This is a genomic window from Pseudomonas sp. MBLB4123 (genome assembly GCF_051904775.1).
GTDB classification, from domain to species: Bacteria; Pseudomonadota; Gammaproteobacteria; order Pseudomonadales; family Pseudomonadaceae; genus Aquipseudomonas; species Aquipseudomonas benzenivorans_B.
On the sequence record NZ_CP196711.1, the window covers coordinates 391,033 to 408,451 of the forward strand.

A 17,419-nucleotide genomic window follows, 5' to 3' on the forward strand; every position below is an offset into this window, starting at 1 on the left:
GCGTGAAGGCATTGCAAGGCGTTGAAGGCCGCGCGGAATGGGCGGAGCAGCCCGCCCCGGCCTGCGATGTGGGGGAAATTCGCATTCGCGTGGCGGCGGCCGGCCTCAACCGTGCCGACCTGTTGCAGCGGGCGGGGCTCTACCCGCCGCCGCCGGGGGCCAGCACGGCGCTCGGCCTGGAGTGCGCCGGCATCGTCAGCGAAGTCGGCGCCGGTTGCGACTGGCAGGTGGGCGACCGGGTCTGCGCCCTGCTGGCCGGTGGCGGCATGGCCGAGGAGGTGGTGGTCGATGCCCGGCATGCGCTGCCGCTGCCCGAGGGGTTGTCCCTGGCCGAGGCGGCGGCCGTGCCGGAGGTCTATGCCACGGCCTGGCTCAATCTGTTCCAGTTGGGCGGCCTGAAGCCGGGGGAAAGGGTCCTGCTGCACGCCGGCGCCAGTGGCGTGGGCTCGGCGGCTATCCAGCTGTGCAAGGCCTTCGGCAACCCCTGCTGGGTCAGCGTCGGCTCGGCCGAGCGCCTGGCCTATTGCGAGGCCCTGGGCGCCCAGGGCGGCGTGCTGCGTGGCGATGACGGCCTGCAGGCGCTGCGCGATTTCGGGCCCTTCGATGTGATCCTCGATCCGGTGGGCGGCCAGTATGCCGCGCTCAACCTGGAGCTGCTGGCGCGCGACGGCCGTTGGCTGAACATCGGCCTGATGGGCGGGCGCCAGGCCGAGCTGGATCTGGCGTTGCTGCTGGGCAAGCGTATCCAGCTGATCGGCTCGACCCTGCGCAATCGCGACGAGCAGTTCAAGGCGGACCTGCTGCGCGACCTGCAGCACCAGGTGTGGCCGTTGTTCGCCGAGGGCCGGCTCAAGCCGCAACTGGTACGCGGCTATCCGGTCGAGGATGCCGAACTGGCCTTCGCCGAACTGGCCGGCAACCGGGTCGACGGCAAGCTGGTGCTGCTGGTCGACGAGAGCCTGGTCTGAGCCCGTGGCGCTGCCTGGATAGATTTTGCGATGAGGGCCAGGGGGTTCGATTGACTCAGGCAATCAATCCCATGGCCTCAATCAATAAGGTTTTTAGAACATCTCGCTCTAAGATTCGCCGGGTCAACTTTTCAACCCTCGAAGGAGTCAGAGATGAACCTCATCAACACCCAAGTCCAACCGTTCAAGGTCAACGCTTTCCACAACGGCAAGTTCATCGAGGTGACCGAGCAGTCCCTGAAGGGCCAGTGGTCGGTGCTGATCTTCATGCCGGCGGCCTTCACCTTCAACTGCCCCACCGAGATCGAAGACGCCGCCAACAACTACGCGGCGTTCCGCGATGCCGGCACCGAGGTGTATATCGTCACCACCGATACCCACTTCTCCCACAAGGTCTGGCACGAGACTTCCCCGGCGGTCGGCAAGGCCCAGTTCCCGCTGATCGGCGACCCGACCCACCAGCTGACCAACGCCTTCGGCGTGCACATCCCGGAAGAGGGCCTGGCCCTGCGCGGCACCTTCGTGATCAACCCGGAAGGCGTGATCAAGACCGTGGAGATCCACTCCAACGAAATCGCCCGCGACGTCTCCGAGACCCTGCGCAAGCTGCAGGCCGCCCAGTACACCGCCGCTCACCCGGGCGAAGTCTGCCCGGCCAAGTGGAAAGACGGCGAAGCCACCCTGGCGCCTTCCCTGGACCTGGTCGGCAAGATCTAAAAATGGGTGTAGAGCTGCTGCGCTAGGCATTGCTGCGTTGAAATCAGGCTCGGGCTGCTCATTTACAGCGCGTAAACTCCGCGCCCTCGCCTGATTTCGCCTTGCACTGCCGTCGCTCGCGACGCTCTCCATCCCATTTTCCGCCTCAAGAAGCCCAACTGCTTCCTAAGGCGCCCGATGCCCGGGCGCGACCCGCCCGGGCATTTTATTGCCCGAATTTCGTCATCGAGGAACATCCGCCATGTTGGACGCCAATCTGAAAACCCAGTTGCAGGCCTATCTGCAGAAGGTCACCCAGCCGTTCGAGATCGTTGCGACCCTCGATGACAGCGACAAATCCCGCGAGCTGCTCGGCCTGCTGCAGGAGATCGTCGGCCTGAGCGACAAGATCGCCCTGAAGACCGATGGCCGCGACAGTCGCGTGCCTTCGTTCTCGCTCAATCGTCCCGGAGCGGACATCGGCCTGCGCTTCGCCGGCATCCCCCTGGGCCACGAATTCACCTCCCTGGTGCTGGCCCTGCTGCAGGTCGGCGGTCACCCGTCCAGGCTGGCGCAGGAGGTGATCGAGCAGATTCAGGGGCTCGAAGGCGATCTCCACTTCGAGAGCTATTTCTCGCTGTCCTGCCAGAACTGCCCGGACGTGGTCCAGGCGCTGAACCTGATGGCCGTGCTCAACCCCAAGATCCGTCACGTGGCCATCGACGGCGCGCTGTTCCAGGACGAGGTCGAGGCGCGGCAGATCATGTCGGTGCCGAGCATCTACCTGAACGGCGAGCCGTTCGGCCAGGGCCGTATGGACGCCGAACAGATCCTCGCCAAGCTCGACACCGGCGCCAGCGCCCGCGAGGCCGAGAAGATGAGCGCCAAGACCGCGTTCGACGTGCTGGTGGTCGGCGGTGGCCCGGCCGGCGCCGCGGCGGCCATCTATGCCGCGCGCAAGGGCATCCGCACCGGGGTGGCGGCCGAGCGTTTCGGCGGCCAGGTGCTGGACACCATGGCCATCGAGAACTTCATCTCGGTGCAGGAGACCGAGGGACCGAAGCTGGCCCGCGCCCTGGAGGAGCACGTCAGGCAGTACGACGTCGACATCATGAACCTGCAGCGTGCCAGCGCGCTGATCCCGGCGAGCGGCGCCGGCGGCCTGCATGAAGTGAAATTCGACAGCGGCGCCAGCCTCAAGGCCAAGACCCTGATCCTCGCCACCGGCGCCCGCTGGCGCGAGATGAACGTCCCCGGCGAGCAGCAGTACCGCGGCCGCGGCGTGGCCTACTGCCCGCACTGCGACGGCCCGCTGTTCAAGGGCAAGCGGGTGGCGGTGATCGGCGGCGGCAACTCCGGCGTCGAGGCGGCCATCGACCTGGCCGGCATCGTCGCCCAGGTGACGTTGATCGAGTTCGACAGCCAGCTGCGCGCCGATGCGGTGCTGCAGAACAAGCTGGCCAGCCTGGCCAACGTCAGGGTGATCAAGAGCGCGCTGACCACCGAGGTCAAGGGCGACGGGCAGAAGGTCAACGCCCTGGTCTATCGGGACCGCAACAGCGACGAGCTGCATGATATCGAGCTGGAAGGCATCTTCGTGCAGATCGGCCTGCTGCCCAACAGCGACTGGCTCAAGGGCGTGGTGGAGCTGTCGCCGCGGGGCGAGATCATCGTCGATTCGCGCGGCGAGACCTCGGTGCCGGGCATCTTCGCCGCCGGCGACGTGACCACCGTGCCCTACAAGCAGATCGTCATCGCCGTGGGCGAGGGGGCCAAGGCCTCGCTCGGCGCCTTCGATCACCTGATCCGTTCGAGCTGACGGCCCCATCGGCCGCACAGAACACGGCTGACCTTCGGCTCGGCCGTTTTTCTTTGCCGTTCGCTGGGCGCGCCTAGATCACCAGGGTGCGCACCACCAGGCCGTTGCGGGTGGCGTGGGAGTAGGGGCAGACCACATGGGCCTGGCCCACTATGGCCTCGGCCTGGGCGTGATCGACGCCCGGCAGGCTGACTTCCAGGGCGACATCCAGGCCGAAGCCTTCGCCATCGTCACGGGCACCGATGCCGACGGTGGCGGTCACCGTACTGTCGTCGCCGACCTTGACCTTCTGCTTGCCGGCGACGAACTTGATCGCGCCGAGGAAGCAGGCGGCATAGCCGGCGGCGAACAGCTGTTCCGGGTTGTTGCCGTCGCCGCCCGGGCCGCCCAGTTCCTTGGGCGTGGTCAGGGTCACGCTCAGGGCGCCGTCGGCCGTGCTGGCCTGGCCGGTGCGGCCGCCGGTCGCGGTGGCCTGGGTCGAGTACAGAACATTCATCGCGTGTCTCCTGTGCGGTTGCGGGAACGGAGGCTGCATAGTCTCAGTAAATCAGCTTCTGCCCGATGCGCCCGGTCGAGTGCCGGGCGGCGCTAGACTCTTCTTGGCCAGTGCCCGGGATTTTCCACTGGGCCACACGCGCCAAGGTGGCTTGCCGATGCTCAGCATTCAGGGCCTGTACAAGAGTTACCCGACCCCTCAGGGGCCGCTGCCGGTGCTGCGCGGGGTCGAGCTGCAGCTGGCCGCCGGCGCCAGCCTGGCGCTGATGGGCGAGTCCGGCAGCGGCAAGAGCACCCTGTTGCACCTGATAGCCGGGCTCGACCGCGCCGATGCCGGCAGCATCCGGGCCGGCGACCGCGCGCTGGAGCGGCTCGACGAAGCCGGCCTGGCGGCCTGGCGGCGCAGTGGCATCGGCCTGGTGTTCCAGCAGTTCAACCTGATCGCCAGCCTGAACGTCGCCGACAACCTGGCCTTCCAGGCGCGTCTGGCCGGGCGCCACGATCCGCACTGGCAGGCCGAGCTGAGCGAGCGCCTGGGCCTGGCGGCCTTGCTGCAGCGTTATCCGGAGCAGCTTTCTGTCGGTCAGCAGCAGCGCGTGGCCCTGGGCCGGGCGCTGGCCGCGCGGCCGTCGCTGTTGCTGGCCGACGAGCCCACCGGCAGCCTGGACGAGCGCAGCGCCGACGAGGTGCTGGAGCTGTTGCTGGAACTGCTCGCCGGCAGCAGCACCAGCCTGCTGATGGTGACCCACAGTCCACGGGTGGCGGCGCGCCTGCAGCGCCGCCTGCGTCTGCAGGGCGGATGCCTGCTGGCAACCGAGGGCTGCTGAGGTGGCCGTGCTGGGGTGGACCCTGCTCGCCCTGGCCAGCCATTGGCGGCGTCACCCCGTGCAGCTGTTCGCCGTGCTGACCGGCCTGTGGCTGGCCTGCGGCCTGTGGGTCGGGGTGCAGGCGCTGAACGGCCAGGCCCGCGACAGCTATGCCCGGGCCAGCCAGCTGTTCGGGGGCGATCGCCACTACTCCCTCGTCGCACGGCACGGCGGGCTGTTCCCGCAGCGCCATTTCGTCGAGTTGCGCCGGGCCGGCTGGCCGGTCTCGCCGGTGCTGCAAGGCCCTCTGCGCCTGCGCGGGCTGGAAGAGCAGCGCCTGCAGCTGATCGGCATCGAGCCCCTGACCCTGCCCGCCGGCAGCGCTCTGGCCGGACGGGCGGCCGGACGCCAGCAGCTGAGCCGTTTCCTCGGCCCTCCCGGGCGTACCTGGATCGCCGTCGAAACCCTGGCACAACTGGGCCTGGCGCCCGGCGCTCGGCCGCTCAGCGTCACCGGCCAGGCCCTGCCGCCGCTGCAGGCCTGGCCCGGGCTGCCGCCGGGCGTGCTGCTGGTCGATATCGGCGTGGCCCAGCGCCTGCTCGACGCCCCCGGGCAGTTGTCGCGGTTGCTGCTGGATGGCGCGTTCGGCGAAGCCGAGCTGCCGCAGCAACTGGCCGGGCAGCTGGTGCTGCGCCGCGGCGAGGAGGCGGTCGGCCTGGCGCAGCTCACCGAGAGCTTTCACCTCAACCTCAGCGCCCTGGGCCTGCTGGCCTTCGTCGTCGGCCTGTTCATCGTGCATGCCGCCATCGGCCTGGCCCTGGAGCAGCGTCGCGCGCTGCTGCGCAGCCTGCGCGCCTGCGGGGTCAGCCTGGGCGGTCTGCTGCTGGCGCTCACTCTGGAGCTGCTCGCGTTGGGTCTGCTCGGCGGGCTGGCCGGATTGCTCAGCGGCTATGGCCTGGCGGCCTGGCTGCTGCCGGATGTGGCGGCCAGCCTGCGCGGCCTGTATGGCGCCGAAGTGGCCGGTCAGCTCGGCCTGGCGCCGAGCTGGTGGCTGGGCGCGCTGGCCATCTGCCTGCTCGGCGCCCTGCTGGCCGGCGCCGGCAGCCTGTTGCGCGCCGCCCGCCTGCCGGTGCTGGCGCTGGCCCAGCCGCAGGCCTGGCAGCAGGCCCAGGCGCGCGGTCTGCGTCGTCAGGCCTGGCTGGCCGCGGCCCTGGGCCTGTTGGCCGGGCTGACGCTGTGGCTGGGCGACAGCCTGCAGACCGGCTTCGTCGGCCTCGCCGCGCTGCTGCTGGGCGCTGCCCTGCTCCTGCCGGTGCTGCTGGATGGGCTGCTGCGGGCGGTGCTGCCCCGTTGCCGGTGGCCGCTCGCGCAGTGGTTCGTCGCCGACAGTCGCCAGCAGCTGCCGGGCCTGGCCCTGGCGCTGATGGCACTATTGTTGGCCCTGGCGGCGAATGTCGGGGTCGGCAGCATGACCGAGGGCTTTCGCCAGACCTTCGGCACCTGGCTCGACCAGCGCCTGGCCGCGGAGCTGTACCTGACCCCGACCGATGCAGAGCAGAGCGTGGCCATCGAGAGCTGGCTGCAACGGCGCCCCGAGGTCCGTGCCGTGCTGCCGAGCTGGCGGGTCGAGTTGCCGCTCGAGGGCTGGCCGGCCCAGCTGACCGGCATCCGCGATCACCCCCACTACCGCGCGCACTGGCCGCTGCTGCAGGCCTCGGCCGATGCCTGGGAGCGCCTGGCCGCCGGCCAGGGGCTGCTGCTCAGCGAGCAGCTGGCGCGGCGCCTGGGTCTGCAGTTGGGCGAGCGCCTCCGCCTGCCCAGCCCCCAGGGCGGTTGGACGCTGGAGGTGCTGGGCATCTACGCCGACTATGGCAATCCCAAGGGCCACCTGCTGGTCGAGGCGGCTGGCCTGCAGCGCCACTGGCCGGGGCTGGCACCGCGCAGCTTCGGCCTGCGCCTGGCCGAAGCGGACGTGCCCGGGCTGATCCAGGCGCTGCAGGCGCGCTTCGCCCTGGACGATAGCCGGCTGATCGACCAGACGACGCTCAAGGCCTGGTCGAGCCGGGTGTTCGAGCGCACCTTCGCCGCCACCACGGCGCTCAACAGCCTGACCCTGGGGGTGGCCGGGGTGGCCCTGTTCATCAGCCTGCTGACCCTCGGCCAGGGTCGTCTGAACCAGCTGGCGCCGCTCTGGGCACTGGGGGTGACACGGACGCGACTGGCCTGGCTGAGTCTCGGCCAGACCCTGCTGCTGGCCGCCCTGACCCTGCTGCTGGCGCTGCCATTGGGGCTGCTGCTGGCCTGGTGGCTGGTGGCGGTGATCAACGTGCAGGCCTTCGGCTGGCGCCTGCCGTTGCAGGTCTTCCCCGGGCAACTGCTGCAGTTGTCCGGCCTGGCGCTGCTGGCCAGTCTGCTGGCCGCCGCCGGGCCTTTGTGGCGACTCGGTCACTGCACCCCGGCCGCGCTACTGCGGAGTTTCGTCGATGAACGCTAGGGCCGCCGGACTGGCATTCGCGGGGCTGCTGCTGGTCGCCTGCGAGGACGAGACTCCGCAGGAGGGCTTCGCCGGGCTCGGCCGCGCCGCCGACGCCTTCGCCCGGGTCGAGCCGGGAAGGGCCATGACGTTCCCGGCCGACCACGGCGCCCACCCGGACTACCGCATCGAGTGGTGGTACCTCACCGCCAACCTCGAGGATGAACAAGGCCGCGCCTGGGGCCTGCAGTGGACGCTGTTTCGCAATGCCCTGCAGCCCGGCGCCAACGCCGCGGACTGGAGCAACCGCCAGCTGTGGATGGGCCACGCGGCCCTGACCGGCCCCGACGGCCATCGCTTCGCCGAGACCTTCGCCCGCGGCGGCATCGGCCAGGCCGGGGTCGAGGCGACGCCGCTGCACGCCTGGATCGACGCCTGGCAGCTGCGCAGCCTGTCGCCGGATCGGGGCGGCCTGGGCGAGATGGAGCTGCAGGCCAGGGGCCGCGATTTCGCCTATCGCCTGCACCTGGCCACCGGGCAAGCGCCGGTGTTGCACGGCGATAACGGTTACAGCCAGAAGTCCGGCCAGGGTCAGGCGTCCTACTACTACAGCCAGCCGTTTCTCCAGGCCGAGGGCCGGGTCGAACTGAACGGCCAGGGCTATGCGGTGACCGGGCAGGCCTGGCTCGACCGCGAATGGAGCAGCCAGCCGCTGGCGGCCGATCAGCAGGGCTGGGACTGGTTCTCCCTGCATCTGGACTCGGGCGAGAAGCTCATGCTGTTCCAGTTGCGTCATGCCGACGGCCAGCCCTACCGCGCCGGCACCTGGATCGCCGCCGACGGCAGCAGCCAGGCCCTCGCCGGGGGCGATATCCAGATGATCCCGCGCAACCACCGCCGGGTCGCCGGCCGCCGGCTGCCGACCGCCTGGACCCTGCGCGTCCCGGCCAAGGGCCTGGCCATCGCCACCGTGCCGCTGCAGGAGCAGGCCTGGATGGCCACGCGCTTTCCCTATTGGGAGGGGCCGATCCGCTTCGCCGGCAGCCATGCGGGGGTGGGCTATCTGGAGATGACCGGTTACCGCTGAGCCGCCAGGCGCCACAGGCTGAGCAGCAGCAGGCCGACGGCGGCCAGCATGGCGAGCAGCAGCAACAGCCGCCGCGGGTTGTGCCGATCGAAGCGTCCGCGCAGAGCGAGCGCCAGGCCGTAGCCGGCCAGCACGCCGGGAGCCAGCTTGAGCGAGTCGAGCAGGTGGTCGAGGGGCAGACGCCCCTGGTAGAGCAGCGCCAGCAACGAAACCGGGGTGGTCAGCAGGAAGAAGGCGGCCAGCTCGGCGCGGGTCTCGGCCGCGGCGCGGTCCTGGTAGACCAGGGCCATGGGCGGCCCGCCCACGGAGGTGGCGGTGCCCATCAGCCCCGAGCAGAAGCCGGCGATGGCCAGGTTACGCGGGCTGCAGCGCAGCGCCAGCCAGCGGTAGCTGGACAGCACCGCCAGCAGCACGCTGGCGCCTAGCAGCAGGCCGAGCCAGGCGCCGGGCAGCAGCCCCAGCAGCAGGCCGCCGCACCAGGCCCCGGGCAGCCGTGCGAGGATGGCCGGCAGCGGCCGACGCCAGGCCGGGGCCCGGCGCTCGCCGAGCAGCATGCAGCAGGCCAGGAGGAAGCCCAGCAGCAGGACCGACCCCGGCACATAGCCGGGGTCGAGCAGGTACAGCAGGGGGGCGGCCAGCAGGGCGAAACCGATGCCCAGTAGGGCCTGCACCAGGCAGCCGCCCAGCACGATCAGCAGCGCCAGGCACTCGAGGGCGCTGTAGCTCATGCGGGCGTGATCCGTCGCCCGCGGTCAGCGGCCGCCGGCGCCGCTGCGCGACTGCTCGGAGTTTTCCACCAGCACCGCCTCGGCCAGCTGGTTGAGCTGCTGCCACAGTTCGATGGAGATATCCATGCCGCCTTCCAGGGCACCCTGGCCGGCCCGGGCGAACTGCTCCGGGCCGACCTGGCGGTAGCCGCTGCGCTGGCTGGCGCTGCCGTGCAGCTGGCCGAGCAGGTCGATGCGGGTGCTCAGCAGCAGGGTCAGGGTCTGGGTGTCGGCCGTGGCGGGATCGACCAGCAGCGCCTCGCTGTAGCTCGGGTAGGCGGCGCCGGCGGTGATGCTGGCGACGTGCTCGCTGATCGGCTGCTTGCCGTTCTGCCAGTAGGCCAGGCCGCTGATGCCCTGGCGCGCGCAGTCGACCAGCAGCTTGAGGACGAACTTGCGGTTGTGGCAGTTGCGCACCTTGACGTTGACGCAGCCCTGTTCCAGGGCCTTGGTCTCGGCCAGCTCGACGATGCTCGGCAGGCAGTTCAGGGCGCTGCGCCCGTGGCAGTCGAACAGCAGCGCCTGGCTCTCCTCGGCCAGCAGCTGCAGCGCCGGGCGCTCGCGGTCGGCGACGAAGGGCAGCGCCCGCTGCAGCTCGCCGAAGCCCTGCTCGCCGTGCAGCTGCAACCACTTGACCAGGGCGGCGGCGTCCTCGTAGTAGCCGACCGGGTAGCCCATGCCCTCGAACACGCGCTTGAGCAGGGCGGTCAGTTCATTCGACGAAATCAGCATCGACGGGTCTCCAGGGTCGGGGCCAGGGGCAGGAACCAGTCGTCCTCGAACGGCTGGCCGATGTCCTCGAGCAGCGGCGCGCCCTGGAACATGGTGTTGCGCACCCACAGGCGCGAGCGCGGGTCGAACTTGCTCACCCCGAAGAAGGCCAGCTTGCAGCGCAGCAGGTGCATGGGCAGCACGTCGCGGTCCAGCAGGTTGGCCCGGATCTCGCCGTAGTGGGTCTTGGCCATGCTCTGCATGCGCCGCACGATGCCGCGTTGCTCGGGATGACGGAGGAGGAAGCCGGCGGTGCACTGCTCGGGGTGCTCGGCCAGGTAGGCGCCCAGCTGACGGTGGCATTGCTGGGCCAGGTAGCCGATGCCCAGGGGCATCTGCTTGTCGCGGCCGCTCTCCAGGCTGCAGTTGCCCAGGCGCGGCTCCTGCTTCTCCTCGGAGCGATACCAGAAGGTCTCGGTGGCGCCCTCGGCGTCGAAGTCGATGGCCAGGGCCCAGGCGTAGTGCCGCTCGATCAGGCCGCGCAGCTCGGCGGCCGGCATCTGCGGCTGCAGCTCCAGGCTCTCGACCAGGGTCAGGCGGTCTTCCAGGCTGTCGACCAGCTCGGGGTAGAGCTCCAGCAGGATGCAGTTGAGCAGCTCCTGGCCCTGCAGGCCGAGCTTGTGCGCCGACCAGTCCTGCAACTGCGCCCAGCTCTGCAGCGGCTGGCTGGCGAGCCAGTCCTGCAGCCTGGCCAGGTCCTCCAGCACCTGCCGGTTGTGTTCGGTCTGCCAGGCGTCTTCGGTGACGGTCTGCTCGATATGGCGGATGCCGCGTACGACCAGCGCCTGCAGGCGGGCCAGGCGCTCGGCCGTCACCTGGCCGAGGCCGCAGACCCGCGCCAGGGCCAGCTCGCGCATCTCGATCCAACGGCTGACCAGCTGCGGGTGGTTGATCAGGTAGGGCGCCATGCCCAGGCCCGTGGAGTTGCCGATGCCGAAGTAGCGCTTGAGCGCCGGCTGCAGCGCCACGGCCGTCTGCGGTGCGCGCTGGCGGGCGATGTGCTCGGCCTGCAGCAGGCTGAAGTTGCGCAGCATGTAGCAGACGAACATCTCGGCGGCGTAGGGCCGGGCGAAGTCCGGGTGCTTGCCGCTGACCTTCTCCCAGTCGGCCATGCCCAGCTTGCCGCTGCCATACACCGCGGTGGTGCGATAGAGGTAGCCGACCCGGGCGATCTGTTCGACCTCCGGCTGCTGGCCGGCACTCAGCGCCGCCACCACCGAGTCGAAATTGCGCACGCTGCGGTTGGCCCGCGACAGCACCATCACCCGCGAATCCAGGCGGCCGGCTTCCTGCAGCGGCACGTTGCGCCGCAGGAACTCGACATACTCGTCGTCCACCTCGCCCTCGCACAGGGCCATGGTCAGGTCCCACTCGGTGGCGATGACCCGGTCGTTGCGCTTTTCCGGCGCCAGGTACTGGGAGAACAGCACGAAGCTGAACAGATCGCCGCTGGTCTGCACCCGGTAGATCACCGTGCCGTAGCCCTCGGCGTCCAGCTCGAAGCGGCGCGGCTCGATGCGCCAGCCCTCGCGCATGACCTTGCGCACCAGGCTGCGCATGAAACTCAGGCGGCTCTGGTGCAGGCTGCCGAGACGCTCCAGGTCCATGACCACGGAGGCCGGACGCATGGGCAGCGCCTGCGCCCCCTGCTTGGCCGGATCGATACTGGAAGGAGTGCTCATGGGCTTGCCCTCGACTGGCGCAGTACACACTCGGTAATCGGGCCCATGACGGGCCGTGCGAGTGCGGCGGATTGTTGTTTTCTGCCGTCGATGGTGGTGCAAGGCCGCGGCCTGAGCAATTCAGATCGGTCTATCGCCTGATAAGGGAAACTTATCTAGATCGCCAATGCGATCAGCTAAGCGCAGTCAAAACGGCTCAGGGGCCAGCGCATTGTCACGCAGGATAAAGTCGAACAGCGCCTGGGCCGCCACCGGCAGCGAGCGGTTGGCCAGGCAGACGATGCCGATGTCGCGGCTGACCAGTGGATCGCTCAGGGGAATGAAGCGCAGGCGCTCATGTCCCGCCGCAAAGGCGAAGCGCGGCAGGGTGGTGATGCCCATGCCGGCCTCGAGCATGGCCAGTAGCGAGATCATGTTGGACATATAGAACTGGGAGTCGGCCACCAGCTCCTCGGCCTCGGTGCCGGCCAGCAGGCGCGAGGTGCCGTTGGCGATCAGTCGCTCGCCGCGCAGCTGCTGCCAGCTCAGCTGCGCCTCGCCGGCCAGGCGATGGTCGTCGCGGCAGACCACGCCGATGCTGTCTTCCCAGATCGGGGTGAAGCGGATGTCGCTGTCCGCCTCCCACAGGCTGGCGATGCCGAAGTCCACCTGCTGGTTCTCCACCATCGCCAGCACCGCCTCGGAGCTGTCGTCGAACAGGCTGACGTGCAGGTCGGTGGCCTCGCCGATGAAGCGGGCGAGGATGTCCGGCAGCAGGCGGCTGGCGATCGAGGGCACCGAGGCGATGCGCAGGTGCCCGGACTTGTGCTGGGCGATCAGGTTCATGTCGTTGACCACCCGGTCGTGGTGGGCGATCAGCTCCTTGGCGTAGACCATGAACTGCACGCCGAAGGGGGTCAGCTCCGGCCGCGCCGCGCGGGCGTTGCGCTTCTCGAACAGGGCCTGGCCGAGCTTGCCCTCCAGGTCGCGGATCGACAGGGAGATCGCCGGCTGGGTGCGGTGCGCCTTCTCCGCCGCGGCGTGGAAGCCCTGGAGCTCGGCGACCCAGACGAAATGCCGCAGTTGGGCGATCTTGAGCTCGGGCAGCATGGTAAGTTTTCCTTATCGAATAATATTTACTATTAATTTTAGTTTATTTCGGGGCGCGCCTACCATTCGGCTACAGCTTGAGAGGAGGCGCACATGTCCACTGATATCTTCCGCAACTACATCGACGGTGAGTGGGTCACCGGCAGCAGCAGCGTGGCCAACATCAGCCCGGCCAACGTTCAGGACGTGCTGGGTCATTACGCCCAGGCCGATGCCGGGCAGGTCGAGCAGGCCCTGGCCGCGGCCCGGGCCGGTCAGGCGCAGTGGCAGCAGAGCGGCCTCGAGCAGCGCTACCAGGTGCTGATGGCCATCGGCGACGAGCTGATCGCGCGCAAGGCCGAACTGGGCGAGCAGCTGGCCCGGGAGGAGGGCAAGACCCTCGCCGAGGGCATGGGTGAAGTCTACCGCTCCGGTCAGTTCTTCCATTACTACGCCGCCGAAGTGCTGCGCCAGATGGGCGAGACCGCCGACTCGGTGCGCCCCGGCGTGGAGATCGAGACCCGCCGCGAGCCGGTGGGCGTGGTCGCCATCATCACCCCCTGGAACTTCCCCATGGCCACCGCGGCCTGGAAGATCGCCCCGGCCCTGGCCTTCGGCAATGCCGTGGTGTTCAAGCCGGCCAACGCGGTGCCGGCCAGCGCCTGGTCGCTGACCGAGATCATCGCCCGCCAGGGCCTGCCGGCCGGCACCTTCAACCTGGTGATGGGCAGCGGCGTCACGGTCGGCGATGCGCTGATCCACTCGTCCAAGATCGACGCGCTGAGCTTCACCGGTTCGGTGGAGACCGGGCGCAAGGTGGCCGCCGCCACCGCCGCCAACTTCGTCCGCTGCCAGCTGGAGATGGGCAGCAAGAACGCCCTGATCGTGCTGGACGATGCCGACCTGGAACAGGCCGTGGACTGTGCCCTGAACGGCGCCTTCTTCGGCACCGGGCAGAAGTGCACCGCCTCCTCGCGGCTGATCGTCACCGCCGGGGTGCACGACCGCTTCGTCGCCCGGCTGGTCGAGCGCATGGGCGAGCTCAAGGTCGGCTACCCGCTGCGCGAAGGCATGCAGATCGGTGCGGTGATCGACGGCAAGCAGCTCGAACAGAACCTGCGCTACATCGAGCAGGCCAAGGCCGAGGGCGCCCGTCTGGTCTGCGGCGGCGAGCGCATCGAGGAGGAGTACGAGGGCTTCTACATGCGCCCGGCGCTGTTCGTCGACACCCGCAACGACATGCAGATCAACCGCGACGAGGTGTTCGGGCCGATCGCCTGCGTGATCAAGGTCGAGGACTACGAGCAGGCCCTGGCCACCCTCAACGACACCGACTTCGGCCTCACCGCCGGGATCATGACCCAGTCGCTGAAGCTCGCCAGCGACTTCAAGCGCCGCGCCAAGACCGGTTGCGTGATGGTCAACCTGCCGACCGCCGGCACCGACTACCACGTGCCGTTCGGCGGCCGCAAGAACTCCAGCTTCGGCCCGCGCGAGCAGGGCACCTACGCCCGCGAGTTCTACACCGTGGTCAAGACCACCTACATCCGTGCCTGAGGGCGTGCGCCATGCATGACGAACTGATAGTCATCGACGGGTTGCAGTACTCCAACTGGTCCCGCGAGATCTTCACCCAGTTGCGCGAAGGCGGCGTCAGCGCCGTGCACGCGACCCTGGTGTACCACGAGAATGCCCGCGAGACCCTGAGCCGCCTCGGCGAGTGGAACCGCCGCTTCGAGCAGCACGGCGACCTGATCATGCCGGTGGCCGGTGCCGCGGACATCCGTCGGGCCAAGGCGCTGGGCAAGGTCGGGGTGTTCTTCGGCGCGCAGAACTGCTCGCCGATCGAGGACGATATCGCCCTGATCGAGGTGTTCCGCCAGCTCAACCTGCTGATCATGCAGCTGACCTACAACAACCAGAGCCTGCTGGCCACCGGTTGCTACGAGGGCAGCGACAGCGGCATCACCCGCTTCGGCAAGCAGGCCATCGCCGAGATGAACCGGGTCGGCATGCTCATCGACATGTCCCACAGCGCCGAGCGCAGCACCCTGGAGGCGATCGAGCTGTCGAGCCGGCCGATCATCATCTCCCACGCCAACCCGGGGTTCTTCCACCCGGCCAAGCGCAACAAGTCGGAGACCGTGCTGCGCGAGCTGGGCAACTCCGGCGGCCTGCTCGGCTTCAGCCTGTATCCCTTCCACCTGCACAACGGCTCGGACTGCACCCTGGCGCAGTTCTGCGACATGGTCGCGCGCACCGCCGACCTGATGGGCATCGACCACATCGGCATCGGCACCGACCTGTGCCAGAACCAGCCGCAGTCGGTGCTGGAGTGGATGCGCAGCGGCCGCTGGTCCAAGCAGGTCGACTACGGCGAGGGCTCGGCGAGCAATGCCGACTGGCCCAAGCCGCTGTCCTGGTTCGGCGACAGCCGCGATTTCCCCACTATCACCCAGGGCCTGCTGCAGCGCGGTTTCACTGCAGAGGATACCGCCAAGGTGATGGGCCTCAACTGGCTACGCACCCTGGAACAGGGTCTCGAGCCTGCCCAGTAACTGTCCTGAACAACCAACAAGTACAAGATTCTTGTCAGGAGGCTGTAATGAATAGCACGCAATCGGCTACCCAAACGGGGGCTCCCGTGATGACCGACAAAGGCAAGCTGCTGCAGGGCGTGGATATCCCGGTGTTCCTCATCAGCGGAGGCTTCGTCCTGCTCTTCGCCATCCTCGCCCTGTGGGACATCGAACTGATGACCCAGTGGGTCAACACGGCCTTCGCCTGGTCGACCAAGTTGTTCGGCGCCTACTGGCAGGTGCTGCTGTTGCTGACCTTCGGCATCGGCCTGTACCTGGCGCTCGGCCGCACCGGCCGGGTGCGCCTCGGCGCCCTGGCGGCACCGGAGATGCCGACCTTCACCTGGGTCTGCGTGATCATGTGCACCCTGCTGGCCGGCGGCGGCGTGTTCTGGGCCGCGGCCGAGCCCATGGCCCACTTCCTCTCGCCGCCGCCGCTGCACGGCGGCGAGACCGGCACCCCGCAGGCCGCCTACAACGCGCTGGCGCAGAGCTTCATGCACTGGGGCTTCCTGGCCTGGGCGATCCTCGGCAGCCTGACCGGCGTGGTGCTGATGCACCTGCATTACGAGAAGGGCCTGCCGCTCAAGCCGCGCACGCTGCTCTACCCGGTATTCGGCGAGCGGGTCATGACCGGCTGGTTCGGTGCCCTGGTCGATGCCTGCTGCGTGCTGGCGGTGGTCGCCGGCACCATCGGCCCGATCGGCTTCCTCGGTCTGCAGGTCAGCTTCGGCCTGGAGAAGCTGTTCGGCATCGGCAACGACTATGGCACCCAGCTGACCATCATCGGTGTGCTGGTGGCGGTCTACACCCTCTCGGCGGTGTCCGGGGTGGCCCGCGGTATCCAGTGGCTGAGCCAGATCAATGTGGTGCTGGCGGTGGCGCTGATGCTGTTCATCCTGCTGTTCGGCCCGACCGGCTTCATCGTCGACGGCTACCTGCAGGCCATGGGCATCTACCTGGACAAGTTCATCCCCATGGCGACCTTCCGCGCCGACCCGGCCTGGCTGGACTGGTGGACGGTGTTCTTCTGGGGCTGGTTCCTCGGCTACGGCCCGCTGATGGCGATGTTCGTCGCCCGTATCTCCCGCGGTCGCAGCCTGCGCGAGCTGGTGCTGACCATCTCGGTGGTGGCGCCGCTGATCACCTGTTTCTGGTTCACCATAGTCGGCGGCAGCGGGCTGTCCTTCGAGTTGAGCAACCCCGGCTCGGTGTCCGAGGCCTTTGCCGGCTTCAACCTGCCCGGTGCCTTGCTGGCGATCACCGCGCAGCTGCCCCTGGGCTACCTGATGTCGGTGCTGTTTTTGATCCTCACGGTGATCTTCGTCACCACCACCGGCGACTCCATGACCTACACCATCTCCATGGTGATGACCGGCACCGACCATCCCCGTGCCGAGATCCGCGTGTTCTGGGGCGTGATGATGGGTGTGGTGGCGGCCCTGCTGATCTCCATCGGTTCGGGCGGCATCAGCGCGCTGCAGTCCTTCATCGTCATCACCGCGGTGCCGGTGTCGCTGATCCTGCTGCCGTCGCTGTGGAACGCCCCGCAGATCGCCAAGCGCATGGCCGACGCGCAAGGCCTCTGATCCCCGCAAGTTTTGGGGGAGTGCGGCAACCGCCGCCTCCCCCTTTTTTATTCCTCTCTCGAACCAGGAGTACGCCATGAAACAGGCCGTGAAAACCCAGCTGTTTCCGTCCAAGGCCCCGCTGGAGTGGGCGGTGATCGGCAACGGCACCCTGTACACCGCGCAGATCCCCATCGACGCCCAGGGCCAGGTGGTGCCCGGCGGCATCGAGGCGCAGACCCGGCAGACCCTGGACAACCTCAAGCACACCCTGGAGTGCGCGGGCCTGGGGATGGATGCCGTGACCCAGGTGCTGATCTACGTCACCGACCGCAGCTACCTGGCGACGGTCAATGCGGTGTATGCCGAATACTTCCAGGCGCCTTACCCCAACCGCGCCGCCATGGTCATCGCCGGGCTGGCGCGCGAGGAAATGCTGGTGGAACTGGTGGTCTACGCGACCGCCTGACTCGCCTTGCTGCCGCGCCGGCCGTGACCCACGGCGGCGCGGCGAGTGCCCCTGGGAACTCATCCCACCGGGCTGGCCATCACACCGTCCCGGCGGTCTTTCTCCATACCCCCTCCGCGCAAGCGCCCAGGCTCCACAAGAGCGGCGGCGCTTGTTGCACGCCGTCCGCGG

Annotated in this window: 15 protein-coding genes; 10 read left to right on the plus strand and 5 right to left on the minus strand. The window is 68.8% G+C overall.

Going from position 1 to position 17,419, the window contains the following annotated elements; translation table 11 throughout:
- The first annotated feature begins 2 nt into the window (after positions 1-2).
- The 3 genes from ACSX1C_RS01940 (at position 3) to ahpF (ending at position 3,483) form a co-directional block, all read left to right on the plus strand.
- On the plus strand, positions 3-968 hold the full coding sequence (locus ACSX1C_RS01940; RefSeq protein ID WP_439887993.1) for an NAD(P)H-quinone oxidoreductase: 966 nt from the start codon (positions 3-5) through the stop codon (positions 966-968).
- Between the two features lie 153 nt (positions 969-1,121).
- Positions 1,122-1,685 carry an alkyl hydroperoxide reductase subunit C gene (gene ahpC / locus ACSX1C_RS01945; RefSeq protein WP_439887994.1) on the plus strand — a complete coding sequence of 188 codons (564 nt, stop codon included), beginning with the start codon at positions 1,122-1,124 and terminating at the stop codon, positions 1,683-1,685.
- Positions 1,686-1,926: 241 nt separating this feature from the next.
- Positions 1,927-3,483: an alkyl hydroperoxide reductase subunit F gene (ahpF, locus tag ACSX1C_RS01950; RefSeq protein WP_439887995.1), complete on the plus strand. Its 1,557-nt coding sequence runs from the start codon at positions 1,927-1,929 to the stop codon at positions 3,481-3,483.
- A 73-nt stretch (positions 3,484-3,556) separates the two neighbouring features.
- Here the strand turns inward: ahpF and ACSX1C_RS01955 are convergent, their stop codons facing one another.
- A complete protein-coding gene (locus tag ACSX1C_RS01955) occupies positions 3,557-3,979 on the minus strand; it encodes an organic hydroperoxide resistance protein (protein WP_439887996.1) in 423 nt (140 codons plus the stop codon).
- A 157-nt stretch (positions 3,980-4,136) separates the two neighbouring features.
- Between ACSX1C_RS01955 and ACSX1C_RS01960 the strand changes: the two genes are divergently transcribed.
- Genes ACSX1C_RS01960 through ACSX1C_RS01970 form a run of 3 tightly spaced genes read left to right on the plus strand, consistent with a single transcriptional unit; the run spans position 4,137 to position 8,344 of the window.
- Positions 4,137-4,805 carry an ABC transporter ATP-binding protein gene (locus ACSX1C_RS01960; protein ID WP_439887997.1) on the plus strand — a complete coding sequence of 223 codons (669 nt, stop codon included), beginning with the start codon at positions 4,137-4,139 and terminating at the stop codon, positions 4,803-4,805.
- A gap of 1 nt (position 4,806) precedes the next feature.
- On the plus strand, positions 4,807-7,278 hold the full coding sequence (locus tag ACSX1C_RS01965) for an FtsX-like permease family protein (protein ID WP_439887998.1): 2,472 nt from the start codon (positions 4,807-4,809) through the stop codon (positions 7,276-7,278).
- Entirely contained in the window at positions 7,268-8,344 is a 1,077-nt protein-coding gene (locus ACSX1C_RS01970; protein ID WP_439887999.1) for a lipocalin-like domain-containing protein, read from the plus strand. Before ACSX1C_RS01965 ends, ACSX1C_RS01970 begins: the two co-directional genes overlap by 11 nt.
- Here ACSX1C_RS01970 and ACSX1C_RS01975 read toward each other — a convergent pair.
- The 4 genes from ACSX1C_RS01975 to ACSX1C_RS01990 all read right to left on the minus strand — a co-directional run bounded on the left by ACSX1C_RS01975 (position 8,335) and on the right by ACSX1C_RS01990 (position 12,653).
- Positions 8,335-9,072, minus strand: a complete 738-nt coding sequence (locus ACSX1C_RS01975; protein ID WP_439888000.1) for a TSUP family transporter — start codon at positions 9,070-9,072, stop codon at positions 8,335-8,337. The genes ACSX1C_RS01970 and ACSX1C_RS01975 overlap by 10 nt on opposite strands.
- A 24-nt stretch (positions 9,073-9,096) precedes the next feature.
- Positions 9,097-9,843, minus strand: coding sequence for a DUF3726 domain-containing protein (locus ACSX1C_RS01980; RefSeq protein WP_439888001.1), 747 nt, complete (start codon positions 9,841-9,843; stop codon positions 9,097-9,099).
- The gene (locus ACSX1C_RS01985; RefSeq protein ID WP_439888002.1) at positions 9,837-11,564 is read right to left on the minus strand and encodes a hypothetical protein; all 1,728 of its coding nucleotides are present in this window, start codon (positions 11,562-11,564) and stop codon (positions 9,837-9,839) included. The genes ACSX1C_RS01980 and ACSX1C_RS01985 overlap by 7 nt, the downstream gene beginning before the upstream one ends.
- A 186-nt stretch (positions 11,565-11,750) precedes the next feature.
- Positions 11,751-12,653 carry a LysR substrate-binding domain-containing protein gene (locus ACSX1C_RS01990; protein ID WP_439888003.1) on the minus strand — a complete coding sequence of 301 codons (903 nt, stop codon included), beginning with the start codon at positions 12,651-12,653 and terminating at the stop codon, positions 11,751-11,753.
- Positions 12,654-12,746: 93 nt separating this feature from the next.
- Here ACSX1C_RS01990 and ACSX1C_RS01995 point away from each other — a divergent pair, with 93 nt between their 5' ends.
- From ACSX1C_RS01995 to ACSX1C_RS02010, 4 genes are all read left to right on the plus strand, one after another.
- Positions 12,747-14,189: an aldehyde dehydrogenase family protein gene (locus ACSX1C_RS01995; RefSeq protein ID WP_439888004.1), complete on the plus strand. Its 1,443-nt coding sequence runs from the start codon at positions 12,747-12,749 to the stop codon at positions 14,187-14,189.
- Positions 14,190-14,200: 11 nt separating this feature from the next.
- Positions 14,201-15,190, plus strand: coding sequence for a membrane dipeptidase (locus ACSX1C_RS02000; protein ID WP_439888005.1), 990 nt, complete (start codon positions 14,201-14,203; stop codon positions 15,188-15,190).
- Between the two features lie 89 nt (positions 15,191-15,279).
- Positions 15,280-16,800 carry a BCCT family transporter gene (locus ACSX1C_RS02005; protein ID WP_439888006.1) on the plus strand — a complete coding sequence of 507 codons (1,521 nt, stop codon included), beginning with the start codon at positions 15,280-15,282 and terminating at the stop codon, positions 16,798-16,800.
- Between the two features lie 76 nt (positions 16,801-16,876).
- Positions 16,877-17,248: a RidA family protein gene (locus tag ACSX1C_RS02010; RefSeq protein ID WP_439888007.1), complete on the plus strand. Its 372-nt coding sequence runs from the start codon at positions 16,877-16,879 to the stop codon at positions 17,246-17,248.
- Positions 17,249-17,419 lie beyond the last annotated feature (171 nt).

Excerpts from the sequence above, each read along its gene's own strand:
- ahpC (WP_439887994.1), top strand. The coding sequence starts at position 1,122 with ATGAACCTCATCAACACCCAAGTCCAACCGTTCAAGGTCAACGCTTTC.
- ahpF (WP_439887995.1), top strand. The coding sequence starts at position 1,927 with ATGTTGGACGCCAATCTGAAAACCCAGTTGCAGGCCTATCTGCAGAAG.
- ACSX1C_RS01955 (WP_439887996.1), bottom strand. The coding sequence starts at position 3,979 with ATGAATGTTCTGTACTCGACCCAGGCCACCGCGACCGGCGGCCGCACC.
- ACSX1C_RS01960 (WP_439887997.1), top strand. The coding sequence starts at position 4,137 with ATGCTCAGCATTCAGGGCCTGTACAAGAGTTACCCGACCCCTCAGGGG.
- ACSX1C_RS01970 (WP_439887999.1), top strand. The coding sequence starts at position 7,268 with ATGAACGCTAGGGCCGCCGGACTGGCATTCGCGGGGCTGCTGCTGGTC.
- ACSX1C_RS01975 (WP_439888000.1), bottom strand. The coding sequence starts at position 9,072 with ATGAGCTACAGCGCCCTCGAGTGCCTGGCGCTGCTGATCGTGCTGGGC.
- ACSX1C_RS01980 (WP_439888001.1), bottom strand. The coding sequence starts at position 9,843 with ATGCTGATTTCGTCGAATGAACTGACCGCCCTGCTCAAGCGCGTGTTC.
- ACSX1C_RS01985 (WP_439888002.1), bottom strand. The coding sequence starts at position 11,564 with ATGAGCACTCCTTCCAGTATCGATCCGGCCAAGCAGGGGGCGCAGGCG.
- ACSX1C_RS01990 (WP_439888003.1), bottom strand. The coding sequence starts at position 12,653 with ATGCTGCCCGAGCTCAAGATCGCCCAACTGCGGCATTTCGTCTGGGTC.
- ACSX1C_RS01995 (WP_439888004.1), top strand. The coding sequence starts at position 12,747 with ATGTCCACTGATATCTTCCGCAACTACATCGACGGTGAGTGGGTCACC.
- ACSX1C_RS02000 (WP_439888005.1), top strand. The coding sequence starts at position 14,201 with ATGCATGACGAACTGATAGTCATCGACGGGTTGCAGTACTCCAACTGG.
- ACSX1C_RS02005 (WP_439888006.1), top strand. The coding sequence starts at position 15,280 with ATGACCGACAAAGGCAAGCTGCTGCAGGGCGTGGATATCCCGGTGTTC.
- ACSX1C_RS02010 (WP_439888007.1), top strand. The coding sequence starts at position 16,877 with ATGAAACAGGCCGTGAAAACCCAGCTGTTTCCGTCCAAGGCCCCGCTG.